This is a genomic window from Glycomyces sp. L485 (assembly GCF_022548875.1).
GTDB lineage: Bacteria > Actinomycetota > Actinomycetes > Mycobacteriales > Micromonosporaceae > Glycomyces.
In genome coordinates, this window is sequence record NZ_JAKZEW010000001.1 from 115627 (window position 1) to 135568 (window position 19942).

Here is a 19942-nt window from a genome sequence, read left to right on the forward strand (position 1 = left end):
ACTAGTCCCTCCTTGGCGGGGTGTACACGCCCCCGCCTGCCGAGGACGATGCGCCGCTCGGCTGCTGACCGGGCTGCTGCTCGGGGGGAGCCGCCCGGCCCTCACTTCGATCCGTCTGTCTGACTTGGCCGACATCGGATCTCGACTCCGGCCGGGTCTCGCCCTGGCGGACGGTCTCGCGGCGCCGCTCGATCTCGGTCTCCTTGCGTCGCTCCTTGTCGATGGTGCGGCCGAAGAGCGCGTCGGTGGGTCCGCCCGCGCCCTGGAAGCTCGAAAGCCGTCGGAACGGCCGCAGCAGCAGCCACGCCGCCACTCCGACCAGGCCGATGAGCATGACCTGCATCCAGCTCGGCAGGTTCGCCCCGAGTATTCGGTCCGCGGCGAACAGGTAGATCACCGCCGCCACCGCGAACACGATGACGTTGATGACCGCCGCGAGCACGATGTTGACGAGCCGCTTGAACGGCCCGCCGGCCGGCCGCAGGATCGCGACCGTCCCGATGATCGGAAGCGCGATGACCGCGAAGCGCACGATCATGAAGCCCAGGATGATGAGCACCGACGCCGTGAGGTCGAACAGCGAGAAGAACAGCGAGGTCAGGAGCGCGAGAAGGCCGGAACCGGTCCGTTCCCACGCTCGGCCGCCCGTCAGGTGCTCGTAGGCCTCCGGGTCCTCCTGCTGGATCAGCGTGGCCAGCTTCCGCCAGTTCTCCCGCTTCTCCTCGATGATGTCCGCGCGCTCGCCGGTCGATTGCTCGGACTGTTCATTCTCGGTCCACGACATCGCCTGCGCCGCATACAGTGCCGGGCCGAACTTGTAGGCGGTGTTCGAGCTGCGGATCTGCGGATTGCCGTCGTCGTCCTCGAGATCCTCGCCGTTCACCTGGTTGAAGGTGACCTCTTCGCCCTGGCCGAGCATGGCGCGCAGCCAGTTCTGGTACAGGACGTCGCCGGTCGACATGTCCGAGGCCTTCACCGCCGCGCTCCGCGTGTCGATGCAGTCCGCGTCCGGGTTCGCCCGACGGGTCTCGCGGTACTCGCTGTTGCTCAAGCCAGGCATGCTGATGCAGCCCTCTGCCGCCTCGTCCTGAATCAGACCCTGACTCAGGTTCAGACCGGCGGACATGCCCTCGTCGGCCCAGCTCGCCGCCTGCACCGGCCAGCGCGCCACCGCCGTCACCAGCACCAGGATCAGCACCGCCCAGGCCGTCGTGGTCACCGCGTTGTTCATGTCGGCCTGCCGGCTGCGCCATAGCAGGTACAGGCCGACGACGCCGACCGTCACCGCGCCGAAGATCGTGAAGACCTGGCTGTACACGGCTTCGCTGCCGGTCTCCATGAACTCGTTCGACCAGCCCCACAGCCGCTGCGGGTCCCAGGCGGCCTGGCGCATCGAGTTGGAGGCGCCGATGACGGCCGTCGAGGTGTTGAACTCCATGTTCGCCAAGGCGTTCGCCGTGTCGGCCCCGTCGGGCAGACTCAGCGAGTCGATGCATTGGCCGCCGACGCTCAGCTCCTTCGAGGCGTACATGGGCAGCTGGTATCCGGCGTAGCCGTAGCGGCTGTACTGGCCGATGCCTTCGCCCTTGTCCGGCAGGCTCGGTTCGGCGAACCAGCCGGCCATGCCGGAGTCCGGGCTGGACGGGGTCGGCGCCTCGCTGCATTCGACCTCGGGGGAGTCGGAGATCTTGTCGAGGCACTGCTCCCATTCGTTGTGCCACTCCCAGTCCGAGCATCCGCTGCTGTCCTGGGCGTTCGCGCCGCCCGGCGCGAGGACGAGCGCACCGCACGCGGCCACCAATATCAGGAGGAAGCGGGCGAACCGGCCCGTGTGGCGGGCCGCGGGACTGGAGGGGTCGGTCACTACTTGTCCTCCCCTGGCGTGGTGTTCAGGTAGTCGAGCAGGCCGCGAACCCAGCCGAAGTCGGCCCTGATGCGCTGCACGCGGCCGTCGACGTCGCGCATCACGAACTCGCGGTACGGGAGCCGCTTCGTCTCGGTGGCGTCGACTTCGCTCAGCGACGCGAGCACGCCTTCGTAGCCGACGCCGGTGGGCACGCGCAGCAGCTTGAGGGCGTCCTCGGCGACGTCGGTGTCCTCGGCGATCCGGCCGACGAAGACGGTGCTGACCAGGTTCTGCACGTCGAGCCCCAGGATGTCCTTGGGGTTCTGGCTGGCCACGAGGGCGGACAGGTTCCACTTGCGGGAGTCGCGGGCGAGGCGCACCAGGAAGCTGCGCCCGGACTTCCAGCCTTCCATGAAGTGGGCCTCGTCGAGGCCGACGAGCTTGCGGCGGTTCATGTCGCCGCCGTAGGCGCGCCGGACGGCGAGGCGGTGCGCGGTGTGGAGCATCGGGAGGGCCAGGGCCTCCTCGGCGCTCCAGTATTCGCGCTCGATCCCCAGATCCGGCAGGCGAAGACCGGACATGGTGATGACGGTCAGCGCGGTGTCGTCTTCGAGGACGCCCTTGTCGGCGTTGCCGAAGAACAGCTTGGCCAGCGGCATCTCGGCGGTGTCGAGCAGAAGCGCCGCCAGCTCGGCGCCGTCGCCGGAGACGTGGTCCTCGGAGTCCTGGAGGCTCGCGACGATGTCCTCGAGCGAGGCGTCCTCCTCGGCGGGGACGTGACGGGCGGCGTGGCGCAGCAATCGGGCCGTCGCGGCCTCCCGCTGGACCTGCGGGGGCAGCAGCATCGCGCAGATGTCCTGCACGAGCATGCGGCGCTCCGACCGGGCGTTGGAGACGGCGATGTCGTAGTCGCGCTGGCCCTCGGGGCTGTCGTCGTAGTGCTCGCGCCGAGGCGACGGGATCAGTGCGTACGGAGCGAGCGTGCCGTATTCGGAGCCGGTGAGGTTGAGGACCCGCGAGTACGGCTTGAGCTCCGGCATCTCGCACAGGCGCGCGAGTGGGCCGGACGGGTCCAGGAGCGTCACCTGGACGCCGCGCCTGGCGGCCAGGTAGCCGAGGGCGCCCATGAGCGTGGACTTGCCGCCGCCGGGTTCGGCGACGAAGACGCTCAGGCCGGACCGCTCGCGGACCTCGGTGGCGAAGTGCAGGTCGAGGAAGACCGGCCTGCGGCAGGTCCCGGCGGTTCGTCCGATGAGGTCGCCGCGCTGGTCGCCCACGGTGGAGGCGGCTTGGGGGAGTGCGGCGGCGAAGAGCTTGACGGGCATTCTGCGGACGTAGCCGGTCGAGGCTACGGGCTCGCCGGGGATGAACTCGCGTGCGAGCCAGTCCTGGTTCTTCGGGTGCTGGAGGCTGATGCGCATCTCGCGCTGGTACATCTGCATGAGCACGCGGGCGCGCTCGAGGCACTCTTCCTTGGTGTCGGCGGTGACGGCGATGCGGTGCCAGCCGTGTGCGCGCGCGGCGTCGATGGGCAGGCCTGTGGTCATCTCGTCGCCGACGTTGAGCGCGCGCTCGGCGAGTCGCTGGAGCTCGGGCGGGGCGTCCATGGCGTGGTCGTCGTAGTCGCGCTGCTGGCTGCGGATCATCCGCAGCCGGTGGTCGAGGTCGCGGAAGGCCTCGCCGGCGCCGAGGACGTCGACGCGGCTGGAGATCTCCAGCGGCCAGGGGCAGCGCTCGTGGAAGTGCAGCCACGGCTCGTGCCGCTGGGGGATCTCGAGTTCCTCCATGCGGCCGACGGTGAGCACTGCGGTGTGCTTCTCCTCGCCGGTGAGTCGGTTGATGAGCTTGACGGTGGAGCCGTAGGGACTGCGGTAGCGCTCGATGGCCTCGGAGAGGGCGAGGACGTCGCCGGTCTCCCATTCGCTGTTGGAGCCGGAAAGCAGGCGAGGCGGTTCCATGCCGAGCGCCACTGACCGGAAGATGAGCCATTCGAGTTCGGCTGTGGTGACGCGGCGGGCCCTGACGCCGAAGGATCCGAGGACCTCGTCGAACTGGAGGCTGCGTTTCTCGATGCGCTCGCGTTCGGACAGTTTGGTGCCGCGCCCGAATACGCGGCCGACGCGTTCGCCCAGGTTGTCGAACATGGAGCGGCGCGCGAAGGTGATGCCGAGGTAGGTCTGGCCCTCGGCGTGGGAGAGCGAGTGCAGGTGGCGCTGCGCGGCGACGAGGTGCTCGGACCAGCTGGTGCCGCCGGGGACGGTGCGCAGCGGGTGGGCGGTGTTCTGGTCGACGGCGCGGGCCCACTGGTCGGCCGGGAACGGCTGGGTGGTGCGCCGCAGGTGGATCCGCATCCCGGCGAGGCCGGCGTACTGCTCGGCGATGGCGGTGATGAGGGCCTCGCGCTCCAGGTCGGGGCGGAAGGACCAGCGCACGCCCGTCAGTGCGTACCAGGCGGTGACGGTGGTGGGCGTGAAGGTGGCGTGCCCGGCGATCTCGGTCAGCGAGAGTTCGCGGAGCGGTTGGCGCTCCTTGTCTTTCTTGACCGGTTTGGGGACGCGGCCGGGCTTGCTGTCGGTCGTCTTGACGACGGCCTCTTTGTGGGTCTCCTTGAAGGGGACGAGCTCGCGCGAGGGCGCGTGCCGCGAGTCCGGATGGCCCGCTTTGGGCGCTCGGGACTGACCTGTGGAAACACTTCCGCGTCGCTGGTCAGTGCCCTGTGGATAACTTGTGGCTCTCTGTGGATAACTCCCTGCGTTCTGTGGATGACCCTGTGGATTCCCGCTGGTCGGGGCCTGTGGGTAACGCTGTGGACGACCCTGTGGATAACTCGGCCGTTCCTGTGGATAACCCTGTGGAGAACCTGTGGACCGCGGCGAGGTCGGCGCAGGTGGAGACGTGTGTCGAGTCGACTCGGGCGGCGACTGCTGCGGGCTCGGCGGCTCGGCCTTGCCCTGGCCTGTGACGGGCTCGGCTCGGAACACCGCGTCCGCGAGGGCGGTGGCGTCGTCGTCGAGGTCTCCCGCGCGTTCGCGTTCGCGCACCGGGGCCGGTGGGCGGGGGGCGGAGAACTTGGCGACGGGCTGTCGGCGATCCTCGCCGCTCATAGGCGCTCCTCTTGTCGGACGGTCTCCACGAGTGTGGGACGCAGCCTGATCGATCGGGTGGAATACGCCGGGATTCGCGTCTCGGCGCCCGCGTCACGGGTGTGCTTCCAGTCGGTGAGCAGCGTGCGGACCACTGTGGCGGCGGGGCGGTCGGCGTCCACATAGCGGAAGATCAGCGAAGTGGCCACGAGGGCGAGGGAGATCTCGATTGAGGGGAAGAGCTCGACCTCGCGGGTGAAGAGCCAGCGGACGAACATGAACAGCGCGAGGAGGGCCGCGAAGACGCCGTATTGGGCGTACGGCAGGTGGACGGGCAGCGTGTAGCCGGGCGGGCCGAGGTAGAGCAGCCTGGCGCGGTAGATGTCGTCGTCGGTGCGCAAGCGCATGGGCGTCCTCCAACCGGGCTGGGGAGTCGGCTATTCGCCTTCGCTGAAGAGCACGTCGACGAGCCCGCCGCCGACGGCGACGAGGACGACTGCTCCTGCGATGAAGGCGATGCCGAGGATGGCGATGGTCGAGGAGGTCAGCACGCGGCTGACCTCGCCCTTGTTGGCGCGGGCGATGAAGATGAGTCCGAGGATGGCGAGCAGGATCGGGGCGATCCGGCTCAGGAAGAAACTGATGATGCCCTGGGTGTTAATCTCGGCGTCTTGAGCCTGGACCTGCTCTGCCACTGTCCAGAGTGTCTCTTGAATCATCGTCAATCCCATCTCGTCGCTGAGGTCACTTTGGCCTCAAGTAACGCAACTTTCACTCATGAATCTTGTCTCCCAACCCGTCACGGGGTCTGTGTTCATCATATGCCGGGCACCTGACGGAGCGCATCGTCGTCGGCTCGATGCGCGACTGTCAATTCCGGCACTCACAAGTGAACCGTGATCGCGCAACTGTTTCAACGCCCCACCACCGGTCACCCCGTGTCGGGAATACGACACTGAAGTCGGGCTCGTCGATGTCCTACGCTCGGTGTCGGTGGGAGAACGCAGAATAAGGCCTGGTGGCCAGTCGCGGCGAAATCCGCGAGCCGTGAATTAGCATTGCTGATGACGAGGTGACACGCACGCACACTCACCGCTGGCCACATCGACGACCACGCAAGAACGATCACGCCGAGGCACGGAGCAGCCACCATGGACAACCTCGATGACATCGCCGGACGGCTCACCGTCGCGGCGATCGCCTTCGCCGTCGCAGGCCTCGCACTGGCCGCGCTCTCGGCGGTGGCCTTGGGGGGCGTGCGGGCCGCCGAGAAGTGGCCCTCGGCGCCGCGCCCTCGCGCGAGCCGGCCCGTGGCCCTGGCAGGGGCCATGCTCGGCCTCGTCGTCTTCGCCCTCGCCGCGGGCCTGTTCTCCTTGACGCGCATCGGCACCGGACTCGACCCCAACCTGCGGGTGCTCCTCGCCGTCGGCGTCGACCTGCTCGCCTTGGGAATCGGGGTCGTCGGCGTCAACCTCTACGCCGGGAAGGTCGAGGTCCGCGCACTCATCGCAGTACCCGACCAGCCCGTGACGCCTCCGCCGATCCCGGTCTCGGGCGACCCCACCCGCTATCAGGTCCCCGACGGCACCGAGTTCCCCGCCGACGCGAACGGCACCCCGCACACGCCCGAACCCCGGCAACCCGCGCCGCCGTTCGCGCCGGACACGGCCGCCACCACGGGCCTGCGCACCTCGCAGCGCACCGGCGTCCCGACCATTCCCACCGACACCAGGCCCGGCTGGGTCTTCCAGGACCGCGGCACCGGCGCCTACTACGCGGCCGTGGCGCAGAGCCGCGGCGGCATCAGCCTGCTCGCCCTCGACGACTTCACCGTCGCCCGCACCGCGTCCCTGGTCGGGCCGCTCGAACTCGTCGGCTCGGTTGAGGCCACCGTCTGGCCTTTGGAGAACGGCAACGCCGAGACGAGCACCGAGTCCGCCCACTGAGCGAGGAGGGGACTTCGCGAAATCTCCGTGAACATCCGGAGACGACTCGGCTTCGCCGTCACCGCATGCGGGCCGCGTAGCGTTCGAGCTCCCAGCCGTCGTGCCCAGGGACCATCTCGATGACGGCCATCGCCTCGATCGCGACCGGCGCCGCCTCGCTCAGCGTCACCTCGCGGCTGAGCGCCCTCGCAGGCAGATCCACTTCGGTCTCCGCACTCACCAGCACCTCCGGCGGCGGCGGGAGCTCGACCTCGACCCGATGCCGGCCGGAGCCGAGACGGTACTCGTTGACGCCCCAGATCGCCGGTACGGCCTCGCCGTCCACTCTCACGCGCGGAGCGCCGACCCACGGCCGCACCTGCGGCGGGTACTCCTCGCCGAACTGCCGACGCCTGCGGGCCGAGGCCCGCACCGCCTCCTCGTCGTACACCCGACCGGGCGCTTCGACGGCCGGCGCGGGCGCCTGCGCATACGCGATGGCGAGCCGCAGCACCCCCGTGCCGCGCTCGACCGCGGGGGTCGACTCGTCCCGCGGATCGACCGGGCGCCACGTGCCGCCCGGGCACGGTGCCACGCGGTGCTCGCCGACCGGGAGGCGAAGCGCCAGGCGGGCCTCGGCGGCCGTGTTCCACACCTTCTCCAGCAGCAGCCCCAGTCGGTGACCGAGCACCGCCCCGACCGTCGCGGGCACGAGGAACACGAGGAAGAACAGGAGCCTGAGGAAGGTCGCGTCGGGCAGCGACATTCCGGCGGCGGACGCGGCCAAGGCGCCCGCGGCGAACCCGGCGAAGCCTCCGACCGCGGTGAGCGCCTTGGTGGGCCGGCGGCCCAAACGGGGAGGTATCGAGCGGGCGGGGGCCAGCACGAACTGCCGAATGAACCCGAGCGGCGGCTCCTCGTCCAGGCGCTGGGACACGAACGAGGTCAGGCGAGTGAACCGTCCTGGCCCGATGTCCACCGGCCAGTACGCGCCCGAGGCGCCGCACTGCACCTGCACCAGGTGGCGGCCCGGATCGAGGCCGATGTGGCCGCGCCCGAAACCGGTCACGACCGGTTCGCCGTCGACGAGCACCACCGGAGCGAACGGCCGCACGGCATCGGCATCCGTCTCGACGATCCCCCCGCGCAGATCCGACTCCAGCACCAGGACGCCCTCGCCCCGGCCCGGCATCTTGCGGGAACGGGAGACGGCGCGGAGGTCGACCGAGTACAACTCGTCCGCGAATACCGAGGCCGGGCTCCCGAGCGGATGCTTCGCGAACTCGTACGGAGCGGCGCCCTCCCGACCGAGCGCCCGCAGCCAGCGGAGATTCAGGCCCACTACGACCAGGCCTGCTCCGCGACTCCGCCCGCCAGGTTGATCAGGTTCTTGTTACTGGAGAAGAAGCTGAGCACCGGCTTGAGATTCTGGATGCCCTGGAGGATCTTGTTCACCACCTGCGCAGCCTCCGAGGCGGTGCTGACCACCCTCGAAATCGAGCTGAGCGCCTTCAGCACCAGCGACGCGACCTTCGCGATGCCCTGGGCGACCATGCTGGCCGCCCACGCGCCGAACGTCGCCACCGCCGCCGCGGCCTGCGGCAGCAGACGGGTGAGCATCCACGAGACACCCTTGGCGATGAGATCCACGATGTCCTGACGCAGCAGCTTCGCGATGTCGGCCATCTGCAGCAGCAGCGCCTCCATGCCCTCGGCCAGGAAGCCCATGCCCTGCACGGACGCCCCCATCTCGTCGACGCGGGTGCGAGCGGCGTCGCCGTCGTGGCCGACCCAGTCCGACAGGGCGTCCACCCCGGACTGCTGGATGTGCTCGCCGACCTGCTTGGCGCCGGTCGCGACCGTGTTCCACATCGAGGCCGAGTCCTTCATGCGGGTCTCGTTGCCCGACACCAGGCCCACCAGGTCCTCCAGCGGCTGGAACGCCTGGATGAGGAAGTCGATGAGCGTGCCGGCCAGCCACTGCACCGGGTCGAACTTCGGGTTGGTGATGTGCTCGACGAACGCGTTGTACTCATCGACCATGTTGCCGACCGCCGCCAGGTCCCCGGCCAAGCCGGTGGCGAGGCCCGTCCAGCCGTCCCAGTCGTTCAGGCTGTCGATCTTGCCGATGTTCTGGATGGTGTTCTGGCCCAGAGTGAGCGGTGCCGCGGCACTCTGGAGCATGTTCATGCCCGTGGCGCTGCTCTGCGGTCCGCCCTCATAGCGGATGTCGCCCCCGTTCGGGTACCGGCCGCTCACTCGCTGGGAGTTGTCGACCGTGTCACCGTCGGTCCGGATGTGCGCCGGCAGGCCGCCGAACATGCCGAAGCGCTGGTGGGTGTTGGTGTACTCCGTGTCCGCATCGTTGGGGATGAACCCCGTTGATATCTCCGGAGGGACGATGGCGGTTTCCTTGTCGAAGCTGGCGTTGCGCGAGCCCCCGCCGGTGACAGCGTCGTAGTAGTTCTTCCAGTCACCGCCCCATGCGCCGTCCTCCGCGACGGTCGGCTTCTGGTTCGGGGCGTTCTCGTCCCAGTCGAGGTTGTCGGAGTTCGTCTCCTGGTCGGACATCAGGCCCCTCCTGTCTCGAGCTCGTCGGCGATCCTGGCGAGGTCGCCGGCGATCTCTTCGTCATTGCCCTCGTGGTCGTCGGCGCACTTCTCGAGGCTCGCGGCCAGGCCCTCGATGGCGTCCACCGCCTCCTTGAACGCAGGGTGGACATGGCTTTCGGCGATGTAGAAGTAGGCGGCGGCGAATGCGAGGCCTCCCAGTCCCCACGTCCACCAGTCGGGGTCGGCCTCCTGGGCATAATCCGCGAGCGAGGCGGCCTCCGCCGACACTCCGCGAAGGGAGGTGGCTGCCGCTCTGAGTTGCGCTGCGTCGATGTCGATCGAGCTCATTCGGGGGCTCCTCGATGTGCCGACCTCCGGCTGCGGCCGGACCGTTCCTCGAAGCCCGGGCCGTCGGAGTTCAGCTTGGGACGGACATTGGCATCAGCCTCGGTGGTCGCGACGAAGCGTCACGTGAATCGGGCTTGCAGTGAATGATAGGGAGTCGCCGCAACCCGGCATCGACCCGTGTCAACCCGAGTCACTCCAAGGGCCGCGGACGGCCCGGATCCGGCCGGAGTACTCCGTCAGCGCGGTGCCGTCCTCGTTCATACGCGTCCGCAACCGGGCATGCGCCTCGATCGTCGTCGTGGTGCTGGCCTCGAGATCGAGCTCGTACAACAGCGTCGCGTCGCTTCGCAGACCGACCGCCGTGCCCCGGTCCAGGTGCCCCGGCGGCCCGGGGACCGCGATCTCCACGAGATAGCTCCCCGCGGGCAGCTCATACTCGTTCTCGCCCCAGATCGCCGGGAGCTCCCCGTCCTCGACCGTGACGCGAGGAGGGGCGATCCAGGGGGCCGTCCAACGGTTCGTCTCCTCCCGCTCGCCGCGGCCCAAGGCCCGCAGCAGAGCACGCCACTCCCACTTGAGCCAGCGCGCGAATCCCTCCAACTCTTCGGCGAAGCCCCGATCGCGGTCGCCCGGAAGCGGCTGCGAGCCGACCGGAACCGGGTCGGGCCTCGACCTCCGGCCTCGGCGACCAGCGTCCGGGCCGGCCGACTCGTGCTCCAGGACCGCGTGGATCCGGAGCAGCGCCGTGCCCGGTCCCGCGTCGCTGCGGCGTTCGTGCGGCAATGGAACCTCCTGAGGTCACTCCGGCCAGGCTATCCGCCCGATGTCCTCACACGCTAAGTCCGGAACGGATTCGGCTATCGTCAGACCCACTGCCCGAGCGACGAACGAGGAGCGATGGTGGACCCGGCCTCTGAGCGAACCCTGACGGACATCGACGAGTACGTGACCGTTCGGACCGCCCAGGACGGGTCGATCGCCGTCGAGCCTTCCGCCGCCGGATTCCGCCGGCCCCCGAGCGAGCTCGCACGCGTCATCGTCGAGACCGCCTCGCGCCTGCCAGAGCCCGCCTCCGAAAGCCGCAAGACCATCGAGTCCGGCGCCGACGCCGTGGCCGACATGCACCGGGCGCTGGCCACAGGCGGCTTCGAGGCCGTCTCCGAGATGATGCGCCGACGGCTCGGCATCGAGGCCCCGGCCAACGCGCTGCCGCGCAACCCCGACCTCGACGCGACGCTCGCCGCCGCGCTCGGCTCCACCCTAGACACCATGCGGCAGAGCGTGGCGGGCGCGGACACCGTCGCGCCCGCCGAGATCCTCGAGGCCACCGCCACCACCGAGGAGGGCGACGTCGGCGTCACGACCAGCTCCGCCCGACTCATCGCGGCGGTCTGGATCGGCCCGGCCGCGCGGCGGCGAGGCGTCGAAGGGCTCGGCGAGACCCTCACCTCGCTGCTCGCCAAGGCCCGTGCCGCACTGGAGGAGAAATCCCGCGAGCGGCTCGGCCCCGAACTGCCCGAAGAGGTTGTCGAGACCATGGACACTGCACCGGAGGAAGGCGAGAAGGCCGGTCAGACCACCGCCCGGATGATGGACGAGGCCGTCCGGAGAACCGAATCACTGCGACGAAAGGCAGGCAAGTAGTGGGTACCGTCTGCGACACCGAATTCGTGAGACAGCTCGGCGTCGACATCGAGAACCAGGTCGTTCCCATCCTGGAGGAGGCCGCCGAGATCCTCCCCGATCTCAGGGACGCCGACCGCGGCCTCTACACGGCCGTCACCCTCCCGATGGCCGCCGCGTACACCGCGGCGGTTTCGACCGTGGCCGAGTCGATGGCCGGTGCAGCCGAGTGCTTCCGCGACATGCACGGCGCCCTCGAAGACTGCGCGAGCGACTACGAGGCGTGCGACGCGGCCGTGGCCCAAGCGTTCGGCGGAGAGTAGGGAACCGCATGTCGACGGGAGACACCTTCTACGACATGGGCGAGTCCATGTCGGGGCCCTGCGAGGAGATCATCAAGAGCTGCGCCATCGCGATCGCCCCGCCCGCCCTGACGTTCGGGCTGTCGGTCCAGGCGCTCGCCACCAGCATCTACATGAACCAGTGCAACCCCGGCGACATGGTCAAGGCCGGGGGCTCCTGGATCAAGTTCGCCGAGAAGAACTGGGAGGCGCTCGAAGAGCTGGGAGCCCAGACCGATCGGGTCGACGACGACAACTGGAAGGGCGAGGACGCCGAGGCGTTCAAGGGCGCCTCCCGCAACGTCGGACTCCAGCTCGGCGAGCTCGCGGTCACCGCCACGCTCATCGGCGTCCAGCTCATCGCGCTCGGCTTCTGCCTCGCCGTCTACTGGGTGTTCCTGCTGGCCTGCGCGGTCGTCATGGAAGCCTTCCTCGTCGCCTACGTCGCCGCCTACGCAGGCGTGGCCACCGCCGTCGGCGCCGAGTCGATCCGGGCCGGCTGCCTGACCGTGGCGACATCGCTGTGCGCCTCGGTGAAGAGCTTCGAGGCAGTGCTCAAGTCGATCTCGACCGGATGCGCCGCCATGACCGGTGCCATGACGGCGTTCACGTTCGGATTCCAGAAGGGCGCCGGGAACCCGGTCTCCCCGGTCGACATCGCAGGGTCAGGTCTCACCGACTTGCTCATCGGCCTGGGCACCTACGCCGAGCGGGCCCTCACCATGACACCCGGCGGCAGGCACGCCTCGGTGACCGGCGGCGCCGCGGCCCGCCACGGCGTCCAGAGCCAGGGCAACGGCGGCTTCGGCCTGGTCAGTGCCGGAGGGGACCGGCTGCTCGCGAACGGGCCCGATGCGGTGGGGGACCCCGGCGACATCAAGTGGACCGACTGAGGCGCCGCCGTGTCGGATCCGGGTCCGCGATTCCGCTCCCCAGCGCGAGGGTGGGGACTGACCAGATTCGACGGCTGCCCGTTCCCCGAGCCCGACGCTCCAGGCACCGGAGCGCTGGACCTGCGCGTCGGGTACTGCCGGTTCGGTGAGGACGGCAGGCTCGTGCGACGGGCCCGCCAGACCGACCGGCGTCGGACCGGCGAACTCATGGCGACCCTCAACCGACTGCGGACGAGCCTGGTCCCGGTCGTGGTCGTCGACGGCGAACCGGTGGCCTCCGGTTGGGGCAGGACCAAGCTCCGCCTGCGCGAGGGCACGCACCTGGTGGAGGTCCAGAGCCTGCACTCCAGGGCCCATCACATGGTGCGGGTCGAACCCGGCCGCACCGTGAAGCTCGACTACGTCGGCGTGCTCGGACAGGCGCACCGCCGCGACCGGGCCGCCCCGCAGCCCGGGCCGTACGACGGCTGCGCACTGGGGCCGCGCGGGCGACTGCACTTGCGTCAGCTCGGTCTCGCCCACGCCAGGGACCGGCGGGAGAACGCCGCGCTCATCGCGGTGATGGCGGCGGTCGCGGTCGCCGCGGCTTTCGCCTACCGCGATTTCGCGGACGAGGACCAGCGACTCTGGGTCGTGCCGATCGCCACCGCCGTCGCGGCGCTGCTGCTGGCCGTAGGTGGCGCGACGGCACTGTGGAAGCACCTGCGGTCGAACCGGACGCCGCCGTTCCCGCCCACCGAGTACCGCCCCTATCGCGGGACGGCCGCGCCGGTCACGGTCGTGGACGCGCACGGCGCGTCGCCGGAGCCGAGCCCCGGCACGGGCGCGGTGCTGATCGACGCGCGCTTCGCCAAGGACGACCTCGAACTGGAGGCGCTGGCACGGCAACTGCCCGAAGGCGTCCGCGGCCTCGCAGCCCCGCACGACCGGCACCTGGCCGACACCGGGGAGGCGGTCCCGATCCGGCACCGGTTCGCCGTGCCGCCGCCGAGGATCGCGATCGACGGCCGGCACGTCGCCGCCGCCTGGACTCGCATGTGGATCGAACTGCCTGTGGGCGACCACGTCGTTGAGGCCGCCACTCCGTCGTCGCCGATGCCCGTGGTCGGACCTGAAGCGCCCGCCGAGTCGCGGCGGATCGCCTTCCGCGTCGAGCCTGGGCGCACGACCGCGCTGGCCCTGCGAGTCGACGTCTACGCCGTGCCGGACCCCACCGAGCGGTACCTGCACGGCTGGCGGTGCTCCTTCGGCGAGGCCACGGTCAGCGAAGCCGGTTGAGCGCCCTGCGGTCGGCGCCCGACATCACCGCCCACACGCCGAGCGAGCCGAGCCCGAGCGGCAGCGTCCACCACAGGTAGGCGACCAGAGCGAACGGCATCGGCGCCGCGGACGTCGCCTCCCGCACCGACCCCCACAGGACGGCCGCCGCGACCGCCCCGAGAACGAACAGGACGGCGAAGGCCTTGAGCGAGAGGCGGATCGCCAGGTGGTCGACGGCCCGCGGCCCCGGCACGTCGACGCCGGACCGGAGCACGCCTACCGGTTCGCGGTGCGTCGCGGCGCATTCGGCGGTGTAGCAGCGCAGCCGCGGGGAGCGGGCCTCGCGGAGGTTCCCCTTGAGAGCCCACAGTGTTACCGCCAGAAAGATGAGGTAGGCGCCGACCAGGACGACGAACACCACCCGAGGCGTCCGCTCGATCGTTTCCAGCCACCGCTGCGGCATCGCGCCCCCTTCCGATTGATCGCCGCCCAGAGTAGCCAAACGGCACAGTCGTCTCCGCCTGGCGTGATCAGGAGGTTCGACGACGATCGACGACGGCGGCGAAGCGGACGACCGGGTGGTCGTCCACGGGCAGGCTCCCCGAGGACGGGGTCTACGCCTGATCCTCCGCGTAGTGCGAGATCCGGGGCGTCAACCGGGAGAGCAGCCCGGTCGACTCGTCGAAGACCCGGAAGGCCCGTACGGGGACATGAACCGTGGCGGTCTCGCCGACATCGAGCGTGAACTCGTGGACCGCGGCGTCGCCCTCGGCGTCGGGCCCGTACTCGACCCTGAACACGTGGATCCCGGTGGTCAGCGGGTAGAACCAGACCGACCAATCACAAGGGACTTCGACACCGTCGATCCGCAGTCGCACTTCCCCGGCATGCGCGAGCGCGAGCGACGCCCCGCTCCCGGAATAGGCGACGCCGTCGGATGCCCGTGCGACCCGGTACAGCAGCAGGTCGAACACAAGGGAGACGCCGCTCTCCTCGGCGGGCCACAGGTGCAGGTCGTGCGTCGAGGGGAACGCGACGGCCTCCCCTCTCAGGCACGTTGCCGAGTCCGCTCGCCGCCAAGTCCCCACCCGGCTCGCCTCCAGGTCCCGCTGCATCCGCTGCGCGGTCCGAACTCCCATGGCGACTCCCGTCACCAGACCGACCGCGCTCAGCACCACCGCCAGCGCCGCGACGGTCTCGGCGTCCCGGCTTCCGGTGGAGGCGGCCCATACCGCCGCGACCATCACGGCGATCAGCCCGGCGACCGTCAGCAGGCATCCGAGGCTCGCGCTCCGGGCCGCCTTCCGGGTGACCGCCGGAAAGAAACACGAATCGTCTTCCACTTGGTACAGCCACACCCGGAATCCGGGCTGCTGCGGAATCGCCACCGCATGGGCGCTGGTGAAGTACACCCGCTCGCCTGCCGCGACCGAGAACGCCCAAGTAGCCGCCTCGGAGCCCTGGACCTCCAGTCGATGCTCTCCGGGCGCCAGTTCCACCTGGTAGCGGCCGTCCCCGGCCCCGACGACGTCGCCATCGACCAACAGCACCCCGGCCCCGGTGGCCGAACCGTTGGTGCACACGAAGACATCCAGCATGCCGAGGCCGGCTCCGGGTTCGACGGCCACCGACGCTCCGTCCCGGTACACCTTGGCCGGCTCGTACCGCACCGAGAACCGCTCCGAGCCAGCGAACCACCGGCCGGACCCATCACGGTAAGCGGCCCGAGGCATCGGGTCGATATCGTCGATGGACGTGAAACCAGCGCCTGTCGGCTTCATTGAATATGGCATCCGATCTGCGAGCCAGCGTGATCCACCCCTGACACTACCGGTGCACCACGGCCTCGCGGTGCCCAAATGGCGCTGTGGACCCCGGCCCGGAGGGCCGTCGAAAGACCCTGTGGCCAGCGGTTTCAGCACACTCTCGGGTGCGCCCCTTCAGGCCTGCAGTGTTTGCGGGCCCCTGCTAACCTGAATCTGACCTATCACCCATGACCCGCCATACCTCGGAGGATCCCCGTGGCAGAGCGCAAGTTCGACCCCGACTCTGTAGTGAGCTTTCGCGACTACCTCATTGGCAAGCTCGACGAGCTGGAGGGCGACGGCGGTCCGATTGAGACCATGAAGAACGGCGAACTGAAGTATGCTCCGGCGTTCGGACTGACAGATTCGGCGAAGCAGACGGCGATTCCCACGTACAAGCAATCGCATCAAACGATCTGGAACAACGTCCAAGCGCTTCGACAGACCTTCTACGCCCTCATCGACGCGCTGAACAAGTCGCTGGAAGACCACGGGTATTCGGAGGAGGCGAACGTTCAGGAGATGAGCGATCGCGAAGACCAGGTCGGCGACACCGGGTCTTCGAACCTCAATACTGACAACATGTACCAAGGCGGCGGCTACTACGCGGTCTGATCGCGTTCCGCAGTTCCGAAAGGACGATTCACGAGATGAAGCACAAGCTCACAGGTATGGCCGCCTCGATGGGCGCGCTCCTGATCGCCGCCACCGCCTGCAGTGGAGGCGCAACCGGTGACGGCCCGCCGCTGGACGCCGGGAACGAAGGCGACGACGGCAGCTCTACTGCCAACGCGGCCTATGTCCTCCGTGATTGGGAGGAGCCGTGCGAGACATTCGACTTCGACGAACTCGCCGAATGGTTCGACTACGCGGAGTACCGCGGTGATGGCAAGATCAACTCTCCCTATGGGGTTGGCTTGGATCAGCCGGCAGTGATGTGTCAGACGCTGATCAACTACACCAAGTGGACCAATGATCGTGGGCACGAGCGCACAGGCGACGGCATGCTATTGGTAGCGGTCGTCCCTTGGGAGGACGCCGAGACGGCGGCGACAGATTTCGCTGATCGCGTGCAGGTCCGAAAGGACAGTCTCGGAAACGCGACTGAATCCGAGCTTCCGGGCGCCTGGGATGAGGGAGTCTACCTGCGCGACGAGGACGACACGGGTGACGCTTGGGAGCTTCTGGCCAGAGACGGTGCTTACATCCTCTGGGTGTATGTCGAGATAGGTCCTGATCCGGCACACGATGAAGGCGACCCCTCCTACTCCTGGACCAACGATGAAGTCACGGACTACCTCATCAATTCGTACTTTCCCCAGGAACACAAGCTGGTAGAGGACGCCCTTCAGGAAGCGGGTGTTAAGAATGAGTGACTCCGGCGAATCACACGACTTCGATGCCGGACCTGGTGATTACCAGCAGGAGACGTACAGTCAGACATGGGATTCGCACCTCTCCATCGATGAGACCGCGATCCAGAACGTCGAGCAGTCCGTTTCTGGAAACCAGTGCGATGAGGATGGTTGCTCCCTTGGCGACCACCCGGCTCAACAGTACTGGGAGAAACTGATGTCGGCGGTCCCCGTCGAGGACTTCGCGGAGTCCGGCCATATTCGGCCGAAGAACATCGACAGACTCGCGGCTCCCAAGGAAGAACACTTCAGCACGATCGTCGAGGCGATGCGTCCGTCCGGATGCAGCGACCATGCGCTGGACAGAATCGGTGTAGAATGGGACCTCAAGGTCTACACAGCTTGGCAGGACTTCCCTGACGAGCTCAAGTCCAAGGCTGAGGAACTTTCACTGGAGTGGGTCGGTGATGACTTTGACGCTTTCGCCGAATCCATCACCGACACCATCGGTCTCGCTGAGGGCATCCTGGATGACGTCGATGGAGTCATGACTCTGCTCAATTCGGAGCAGGAGAACATCTTCTCCCTCCAAGGCGGCTACGACGGACAGGTCCCGTTCCCGTCGCCGCAGTTCTACACCGAGGACAACTGGTTCTGCGAGGACGAGGTCCACTGCCGTCCTCCGTGGTGGGACGAGGGCACTTGCCGGAAGATCAATCCGGAGGACGCGATTTACATGGTCGGCGTCGACCCCTCGTACCTCAACGAGGTCAACAGCGCGATCGACGCGCGCTACCAGGATCTGGTCGAGTACCACCAGGAACAGCAGCAGCTGCACGCAAACAACCCACAAAGTTACTACCTCACGCCGAGCGACGAAGCTCTTCGGCAGCAGGCACGCAGCGAGATCCTGACTGAAACCGACGAGTTCCAGAGCCAGGTTCGTGACGACTACCAGCAGGCGTCGCAGGAGAACAACGACGACATCGTCGGCCGTTCCAACGACATGGACCGCAGCCTGTCCCGCTACGAGGACCCGACCGAGCCCCGCCAGCCGGCCCTGTCCGACGGCGGTTCGATGCCTGACGACGGCGGCTACGGCGGCGTGAGCGATCCGCCCACCCCGAGTGTCCCGTCTGGGAGCGGGGCCGGGCTCGGGGACGCCGGCGGGTACTCCCCGCCGGCCGGTGTTGACACCCCGACGCCCCCTGATGGTTCGTCGCTCAACCCACCCGGCTCGAGCGGCGTGGGAGGCACAGGCGGCATCGGCTCCGATAATCCTTGGAGTTCTGGAATCTCCGATCCTGACGACGTCTCCGGTGGTCTCGCCAGTGGTGGCAGTTTCAGCAGCGGTTCGGGACTCGGCGGTGCCGGCGGCAGCCCAGGCGGCGCTGGAGGCGGCCTCGGCGGAGGTGCCGGTGGTCCTGGAGCCGGCCCCGGTGGCGTGGGCGGCATGATGGGCGCCGGTGGCGCCGGCCGGGGAGCCGGCGCTGGAGCCGGTGGTCGCGGCGCTGGCGGCATGAAGGGTGCCGGAGCCGGAGCTGGTGGCGCCGGTCGTGGTGGCGGCGGCCGCGGTGGCGGCATGGGCGGCATGATGGGCGGTGGCGGCCGCGGCATGGGCGGAGCCGGAGAGAACCAAGACGGCAAGGACACCTGGCTCGTCGAAGACGATGACGTCTGGGGTATCGGCAACGAAGACGAAGACCCCTATGCCTAGCGATTCAGATGTCCGGGCTGGGAGGCTCCGGCCCGGACGTACTTCCAGCGCATTGGTCGAGTGAAGTGGCGGTGATTCTCAGATCCCGGCGCTGTCTATTTCGAGTCTGCCTACAAGGAGAACTGCGATCGGATCGTCTTCCAAGGTGGATCTGCTGTAGAGCTCCGCAATCGCATCCAGCGTAAGTTGTAGATGACATCACGAGAATGCCTCCGAAATCGCGGAGGTCGATGGGAATCTCGTGACTCGAGTTCTCGGTCGGCGACGACGTGCGAGACACCGGCGAAGGACCGCCCGTAGCTGCGCCGCATGGACGGCGAGGAACGGCGGCACCGTGGCTAAAGCATCAGCGCGCAGCCGTGTCCCCGCGGGTTTCGCGGTCGTGCTCGTATAGCACGCATCGGTTACGGTACAAGGCATGGACCAGCAAGGAAATATGCCCGACGCGGCTGCGATCCAGCGATTGGTGGCGGAGGCCGAGGCCGAGGCCGTTTCAGACAACGCGGCCGTCCGAGTGGTCGCCGGCCCGGGTGGTCAGATCAAGGACTTGGACTTGCGGCACAACGCGTTCAAGATGAGCGGCGTCGAGCTCGGCGAGATGATCGTCGAGACGATCAAGGCCGCGAACAGTGCTGTCGACCGCGAGCTGAGTGAGGCGATCGGCCGCGAGACCGGCATGACGCTTCCCTCCGACGTCTTCGGCGGAGGCATGCCCACGCGCGAGGAACTCGAGGAGGAACGGTGATGAGCGACCGCAACCAGCGTCCCGACCCGGAGGAGATGCTCGCGAAGCTTCAGCAGATGCAGCGCGACGCGGAGCAGACCCTCCAGAAGTACGAGGACTTGCGCGCCGAGATGGGCGCCGAGGCCGTCGAGGCCTACTCCGAGGACGGCCTGGTCCGAGTCAGGCTCGATGAGGACGGCCGCGTCGCCGAGATCGGCATCGACGAGATGGCCATGCGCCACCGCCATGCTCTCGGCGGCATCATCCGCTCGACCATCGACGAGGCCGTCGCCACCCACGCCATGAAGATGGCCGACATGGCGCAGGCGCTCGTCGGCGACCGGATCGACGTCATGGGGATGGTCACCCGCGACATGCCCGAGCATCTGCGCGACCGCGCGAGGGACAACCTCGACCGCGACTGAGGTGAGGTCCCCACGCGCGCTTGCGGCGCGTGGGTATCTTTCCTG

20 protein-coding genes are annotated in these 19942 nt (G+C 68.5%); 10 read left to right on the top strand and 10 right to left on the bottom strand.

The window, feature by feature from the left end; all coding sequences use genetic code 11:
* Window position 1: 1 nt before the first annotated feature.
* Genes L0U85_RS00580 through L0U85_RS00595 form a run of 4 tightly spaced genes read right to left on the bottom strand, consistent with a single transcriptional unit; the run spans window position 2 to window position 5624 of the window.
* The gene (locus L0U85_RS00580; RefSeq protein WP_241375662.1) at window positions 2-1864 is read right to left on the bottom strand and encodes a hypothetical protein; all 1863 of its coding nucleotides are present in this window, start codon (window positions 1862-1864) and stop codon (window positions 2-4) included.
* Window positions 1864-4950 carry an ATP-binding protein gene (locus L0U85_RS00585; protein WP_241375663.1) on the bottom strand — a complete coding sequence of 1029 codons (3087 nt, stop codon included), beginning with the start codon at window positions 4948-4950 and terminating at the stop codon, window positions 1864-1866. Before L0U85_RS00585 ends, L0U85_RS00580 begins: the two co-directional genes overlap by 1 nt.
* Window positions 4947-5336 carry a hypothetical protein gene (locus tag L0U85_RS00590; RefSeq protein ID WP_241375664.1) on the bottom strand — a complete coding sequence of 130 codons (390 nt, stop codon included), beginning with the start codon at window positions 5334-5336 and terminating at the stop codon, window positions 4947-4949. Before L0U85_RS00590 ends, L0U85_RS00585 begins: the two co-directional genes overlap by 4 nt.
* A 30-nt stretch (window positions 5337-5366) precedes the next feature.
* Window positions 5367-5624, bottom strand: coding sequence for a hypothetical protein (locus L0U85_RS00595; RefSeq protein WP_241375665.1), 258 nt, complete (start codon window positions 5622-5624; stop codon window positions 5367-5369).
* A gap of 456 nt (window positions 5625-6080) precedes the next feature.
* Here L0U85_RS00595 and L0U85_RS00600 point away from each other — a divergent pair, with 456 nt between their 5' ends.
* Window positions 6081-6875, top strand: a complete 795-nt coding sequence (locus L0U85_RS00600; RefSeq protein ID WP_241375666.1) for a hypothetical protein — start codon at window positions 6081-6083, stop codon at window positions 6873-6875.
* 58 nt (window positions 6876-6933) lie between these two features.
* Here L0U85_RS00600 and L0U85_RS00605 read toward each other — a convergent pair whose 3' ends face one another.
* The 4 genes from L0U85_RS00605 to L0U85_RS00620 all read right to left on the bottom strand — a co-directional run bounded on the left by L0U85_RS00605 (window position 6934) and on the right by L0U85_RS00620 (window position 10537).
* Window positions 6934-8196, bottom strand: a complete 1263-nt coding sequence (locus L0U85_RS00605; RefSeq protein WP_241375667.1) for a hypothetical protein — start codon at window positions 8194-8196, stop codon at window positions 6934-6936.
* A complete protein-coding gene (locus L0U85_RS00610) occupies window positions 8196-9425 on the bottom strand; it encodes a hypothetical protein (protein WP_241375668.1) in 1230 nt (409 codons plus the stop codon). The genes L0U85_RS00605 and L0U85_RS00610 overlap by 1 nt, the downstream gene beginning before the upstream one ends.
* Window positions 9425-9754 (bottom strand): type VII secretion target, encoded by a 330-nt coding sequence (locus L0U85_RS00615; protein WP_241375669.1) that lies wholly within the window; start codon window positions 9752-9754, stop codon window positions 9425-9427. Before L0U85_RS00615 ends, L0U85_RS00610 begins: the two co-directional genes overlap by 1 nt.
* A 180-nt stretch (window positions 9755-9934) precedes the next feature.
* On the bottom strand, window positions 9935-10537 hold the full coding sequence (locus L0U85_RS00620; protein WP_241375670.1) for a hypothetical protein: 603 nt from the start codon (window positions 10535-10537) through the stop codon (window positions 9935-9937).
* Between the two features lie 117 nt (window positions 10538-10654).
* Here L0U85_RS00620 and L0U85_RS00625 point away from each other — a divergent pair, with 117 nt between their 5' ends.
* From L0U85_RS00625 to L0U85_RS00640, 4 genes are read left to right on the top strand one after another with little or no spacing between them, the layout of a single operon-like run.
* Entirely contained in the window at window positions 10655-11398 is a 744-nt protein-coding gene (locus L0U85_RS00625) for a hypothetical protein (RefSeq protein WP_241375671.1), read from the top strand.
* 26 nt (window positions 11399-11424) lie between these two features.
* Complete coding sequence (locus L0U85_RS00630; protein ID WP_241375672.1) at window positions 11425-11700, top strand: hypothetical protein; 276 nt, start codon at window positions 11425-11427, stop codon at window positions 11698-11700.
* A gap of 8 nt (window positions 11701-11708) precedes the next feature.
* Complete coding sequence (locus tag L0U85_RS00635; RefSeq protein WP_241375673.1) at window positions 11709-12611, top strand: hypothetical protein; 903 nt, start codon at window positions 11709-11711, stop codon at window positions 12609-12611.
* A 9-nt stretch (window positions 12612-12620) separates the two neighbouring features.
* Entirely contained in the window at window positions 12621-13889 is a 1269-nt protein-coding gene (locus L0U85_RS00640) for a hypothetical protein (protein ID WP_241375674.1), read from the top strand.
* On the opposite strand, the gene L0U85_RS00645 is transcribed toward L0U85_RS00640, so the two are convergent.
* Entirely contained in the window at window positions 13873-14334 is a 462-nt protein-coding gene (locus L0U85_RS00645) for a hypothetical protein (protein ID WP_241375675.1), read from the bottom strand. The genes L0U85_RS00640 and L0U85_RS00645 overlap by 17 nt on opposite strands.
* Window positions 14335-14485: 151 nt before the next feature.
* The gene (locus L0U85_RS00650; RefSeq protein WP_241375676.1) at window positions 14486-15541 is read right to left on the bottom strand and encodes a hypothetical protein; all 1056 of its coding nucleotides are present in this window, start codon (window positions 15539-15541) and stop codon (window positions 14486-14488) included.
* A gap of 351 nt (window positions 15542-15892) precedes the next feature.
* Between L0U85_RS00650 and L0U85_RS00655 the strand changes: the two genes are divergently transcribed.
* The 5 genes from L0U85_RS00655 (at window position 15893) to L0U85_RS00675 (ending at window position 19897) form a co-directional block, all read left to right on the top strand.
* The gene (locus L0U85_RS00655; protein ID WP_241375677.1) at window positions 15893-16291 is read left to right on the top strand and encodes a hypothetical protein; all 399 of its coding nucleotides are present in this window, start codon (window positions 15893-15895) and stop codon (window positions 16289-16291) included.
* 35 nt (window positions 16292-16326) lie between these two features.
* Window positions 16327-17052 (top strand): hypothetical protein, encoded by a 726-nt coding sequence (locus L0U85_RS00660; RefSeq protein ID WP_241375678.1) that lies wholly within the window; start codon window positions 16327-16329, stop codon window positions 17050-17052.
* Entirely contained in the window at window positions 17045-18748 is a 1704-nt protein-coding gene (locus L0U85_RS00665; protein WP_241375679.1) for a hypothetical protein, read from the top strand. The genes L0U85_RS00660 and L0U85_RS00665 overlap by 8 nt, the downstream gene beginning before the upstream one ends.
* Window positions 18749-19166: 418 nt before the next feature.
* Window positions 19167-19493, top strand: coding sequence for a YbaB/EbfC family nucleoid-associated protein (locus L0U85_RS00670; protein ID WP_241375680.1), 327 nt, complete (start codon window positions 19167-19169; stop codon window positions 19491-19493).
* The gene (locus L0U85_RS00675) at window positions 19493-19897 is read left to right on the top strand and encodes a YbaB/EbfC family nucleoid-associated protein (protein ID WP_241375681.1); all 405 of its coding nucleotides are present in this window, start codon (window positions 19493-19495) and stop codon (window positions 19895-19897) included. Before L0U85_RS00670 ends, L0U85_RS00675 begins: the two co-directional genes overlap by 1 nt.
* Window positions 19898-19942: the final 45 nt, after the last annotated feature.

What these genes read in the sequence shown, in the direction of transcription:
- L0U85_RS00585 (WP_241375663.1), bottom strand. Translation starts at nt 4,950, where the DNA reads ATGAGCGGCGAGGATCGCCGACAGCCCGTCGCCAAGTTCTCCGCCCCC.
- L0U85_RS00590 (WP_241375664.1), bottom strand. Translation starts at nt 5,336, where the DNA reads ATGCGCTTGCGCACCGACGACGACATCTACCGCGCCAGGCTGCTCTAC.
- L0U85_RS00600 (WP_241375666.1), top strand. Translation starts at nt 6,081, where the DNA reads ATGGACAACCTCGATGACATCGCCGGACGGCTCACCGTCGCGGCGATC.
- L0U85_RS00610 (WP_241375668.1), bottom strand. Translation starts at nt 9,425, where the DNA reads ATGTCCGACCAGGAGACGAACTCCGACAACCTCGACTGGGACGAGAAC.
- L0U85_RS00615 (WP_241375669.1), bottom strand. Translation starts at nt 9,754, where the DNA reads ATGAGCTCGATCGACATCGACGCAGCGCAACTCAGAGCGGCAGCCACC.
- L0U85_RS00635 (WP_241375673.1), top strand. Translation starts at nt 11,709, where the DNA reads ATGTCGACGGGAGACACCTTCTACGACATGGGCGAGTCCATGTCGGGG.
- L0U85_RS00645 (WP_241375675.1), bottom strand. Translation starts at nt 14,334, where the DNA reads ATGCCGCAGCGGTGGCTGGAAACGATCGAGCGGACGCCTCGGGTGGTG.
- L0U85_RS00660 (WP_241375678.1), top strand. Translation starts at nt 16,327, where the DNA reads ATGAAGCACAAGCTCACAGGTATGGCCGCCTCGATGGGCGCGCTCCTG.
- L0U85_RS00665 (WP_241375679.1), top strand. Translation starts at nt 17,045, where the DNA reads ATGAGTGACTCCGGCGAATCACACGACTTCGATGCCGGACCTGGTGAT.
- L0U85_RS00670 (WP_241375680.1), top strand. Translation starts at nt 19,167, where the DNA reads ATGGACCAGCAAGGAAATATGCCCGACGCGGCTGCGATCCAGCGATTG.
- L0U85_RS00675 (WP_241375681.1), top strand. Translation starts at nt 19,493, where the DNA reads ATGAGCGACCGCAACCAGCGTCCCGACCCGGAGGAGATGCTCGCGAAG.